The organism is Microbispora sp. H10830, assembly GCF_014161375.1.
GTDB lineage: Bacteria > Actinomycetota > Actinomycetes > Streptosporangiales > Streptosporangiaceae > Microbispora > Microbispora catharanthi.
Window position 1 is genome coordinate 1 of the sequence record NZ_JABBWX010000043.1, and the last position, 3,171, is coordinate 3,171.

Genomic DNA, 3,171 nt, shown 5'->3' on the forward strand with positions numbered 1-3,171 from the left:
TGTGGCGCTCGTCGATGGGGTGGTCGCACACGGCCTGGCCGACCAGGTGGTGGGAGATCGTCCACACCCCGAGGTTGTACTTGGCCAGGGTCTCCTTCTTGCGTTCGATGTAGGAGTCGTCGGCGAGAGCCTTGTCGACCTCGAAGTGGTCGCCCCAGCAGGCGATCTCCAGGCCGTCGTAGCCCCATTCCGAGGCCAGCCGGCAGACCTCCTCGAACGGCAGGTCCGCCCACTGCCCGGTGAACAACGTGATCGGTCGCGTCATCTCACTCCCGCTCTCACAAATTGTGGACAATCACACCGAGGTCCAGGCCGACCCCGCGGCGGCGCTCTCCTCGACCGCGGCGAGCACCCGCTGCACCCGCAGCCCGTCCTCGAAGGACGGCGCGGGGTCGGTGCCGGCGGCGATCGCCTCCAGGAAGTCCTTCGTCTCGTGGACGAAGGTGTGCTCGTATCCGAGGCCGTGGCCCGGCGGCCACCACGCCCCGGCGTACGGGTGGTCCGGCTCGGTGACGAGGATCCGCCGGAACCCGGCGTCCCGCTCGGCGGCCTCGTAGAACCACAGCTCGTTCATCGCCTCGAAGTCGAAGGACAGGCTGCCCGCCGAGCCGTTGATCTCGATGCGCAGCGCGTTCTTGCGCCCGGTGGCGAACCGGGTGGCCTCGAACGAGGCCAGCGCCCCGCCCTCGAAGCGGCCGATGAACAGCGCCGCGTCGTCCACCGTCACCTCGCCCATCTCACCGGTGCCGCCCTCGCCGGCCAGGCCGCTCGACCCTTCGGCGAGCGGGCGCTCCTTGACGAAGGTCTCGGTGAGCGCGCTCACCCCCGTCAGCGACCGGCCGACGATGAACTGCGCGGTGTCGATGATGTGGGCGCCGATGTCGCCGAGAGCGCCGGACCCGGCCTTGTCCTTCTGGAGCCGCCAGACCAGGGGGAACTCCGGGTCGACGATCCAGTCCTGCAGGTACTGCGCCCGCACGTGCCGGATCTCCCCGAGCCTGCCCTCCTCGACGAACCGCCGGGCCAGCGCGACCGCGGGCACGCGGCGGTAGTTGAAGGCGACCATGCTGCGCACCCCGCGCGCCGCCGCCTCCTTCGCCGCCGCGGTCATCGCCTCGGCCTCGGCCACGGTGTTGGCCAGCGGCTTCTCGCACAGGACGTGCTTGCCCGCCGCCAGCGCCGCGATGGCGATCTCGGCATGGCTGTCACCCGGCGTGCAGATGTCGACGATCTGCACGTCGTCGCGTTCGACGAGCCGCTTCCAGTCGGTCTCCACGGCCGCCCAGCCGAGCTTGTCCGCGGCTTCGGCCGTGCGGCCGGGCGACCTGCCGGACAAGGCCGCCATGACGGGCCTTACCGGCAGGTCGAAAACCGAGGCGACGCTCCGCCATGCCTGCGAGTGCACACGTCCCATGAACGCGTACCCCACCATGCCGACACCGAGCGCCGGCCTGCTTTCTGTCACTAGATCTCCCCCGAATCAGGATTCGAAGCCGAGCGGCAGGTACTTGGTGATGTTGTCCTTGGTGACGGTCTCCGATGCCAGCGTGATGGACTGCGGCACCTCCTGCTCCAGCAGGTCGCTCATGCCCTTGCCCTGGGCGATGAGCCGGGCGATCTTGATCGCCGAGGCGGCCATCGTCGGGGGATAGGTGACCGTGGCCTTCAGCACGCTGTTGTCGGCCTGGATGTCACGCATCGCGTTGGCCGAGCCGGCGCCGCCGACCATGAAGAACTCGTCGCGACCGGCCTCCTTGATCGCGGCCATCACACCGATGCCCTGGTCGTCGTCGTGGTTCCAGATGGCGTCGATCTTCTTGTGCGCCTGCAGCAGGTTGCTGGCCACCTGCGTGCCGGACTCCACCGTGAACTTGGCGTCCTGCTGCGCGGTCACCTTGAAGCCGTAGGTCTTCAGCGCGTCGGCGAAGCCCTTGCTGCGGTCCTGGGTCAGCGGCAGCGTCGCGATGCCCTGGATCTCCAGGATCACCGGGTCGGCCACGCCCTTGTCCTTCAGCGTCTTGCCGATGTAGTGGCCGGCGGCCACACCCATGCCGTAGTTGTCCCCGCCGATCCAGGCGCGGTAGGACAGCTTGTCCGGGAAGACGCGGTCCACGTTGACCACCGGGATGCCCGCGTCCATGGCCTGCCGGGCGACCTGGTTGAGCTGCTGGCCGTCGTTCGGCAGGATCACCAGCACATTGACCTTGGCCTGGATCAGCGACTCCACCGCGGAGATCTGCTGGTTGATGTCGTTGGTCGGCTCGACCGGCTTGAACTCCACGTCGGAGTACTGCTTGGCCGCGTCCGCCGCGTTCTTGCTGATGGCGGCGATCCAGCCGTGGTCGGCGGCCGGGGCCGAGAACCCGATGACGACCTTGTCGCCGGGGGCGTCGTTGCCGCCCGTGGCCGCGGCGGCGGGAGCGGCGGCCGGCGCGCTCGCCTGCGCCGCCGGCTCGTTGCTGGTGCAGGCCGTGATGAGGGCGCCTGCACCGAGGACGGCTCCGCCGAGGAGGAAGCCCCGGCGGCCGGGGTTCTGGGTCATGTCGTTCTCCCTTGCAGTGGGGGTGGAAAAGCGAGGAAAGGCGAGGAAAGGGGCGTACGAGACCGGGACCGCGGCCGTACGGCGGCGGACCTGGAAGATCGGGTAAGGGGGTGCCGGGGGTCAGGTGTGTGATCTGAGGCTTCGCCGCTGCAGGAGCACGGCGACGACGATGATCGCGCCCTTGGCGACGAGCTGGTCGGCGGTGTTGAGGCCGTTGAGGATGAACAGGTTGGTGATCACAGTGAAGATCAGCAGACCGAGGATCGAGCCGATGATCGTGCCCCGGCCACCGCTCAGCAACGTCCCGCCGATGATGACGGCGGCGATCGCGTCCAGCTCATACAGATCACCATGGGTGGACGACCCGGTGGTGGTCCGCGCCATGATCAGCACCGCGGCGATCCCGCAGCACAGACCCGACAGCGCATACAACATCAGCGTGTGCTTCCGCACATCGATACCGGCCAGCCGCGCCGCCTCGGGGTTACCACCCACCGCATAAGTGCGCCGGCCGAACGTCGTACGGTTGAGCACCAGCCAGCCGATCAGCACCACCAGCGCGAACACATACACCAGCAGCGGCAGCCCGAGCACCCGCGTGGTCGACAGATCGACGATCAGCGAGTTGT

General features: G+C 68.6%; 3 protein-coding genes and 1 pseudogene. All 4 read right to left on the minus strand.

Features of this window, described 5'->3' with window-relative positions; all coding sequences use genetic code 11:
* Positions 1-265 (minus strand): annotated as a pseudogene (locus HHX35_RS42265) (sugar phosphate isomerase/epimerase); the annotation flags it as partial.
* 30 nt (positions 266-295) lie between these two features.
* Positions 296-1,465 carry a Gfo/Idh/MocA family oxidoreductase gene (locus tag HHX35_RS42270; RefSeq protein ID WP_310739687.1) on the minus strand — a complete coding sequence of 390 codons (1,170 nt, stop codon included), beginning with the start codon at positions 1,463-1,465 and terminating at the stop codon, positions 296-298.
* Between the two features lie 15 nt (positions 1,466-1,480).
* On the minus strand, positions 1,481-2,542 hold the full coding sequence (locus HHX35_RS42275; protein ID WP_182904231.1) for an ABC transporter substrate-binding protein: 1,062 nt from the start codon (positions 2,540-2,542) through the stop codon (positions 1,481-1,483).
* 120 nt (positions 2,543-2,662) lie between these two features.
* A partial coding sequence (locus HHX35_RS42280) for an ABC transporter permease (protein WP_182904232.1) occupies positions 2,663-3,171 on the minus strand: 509 nt, incomplete at its 5' end.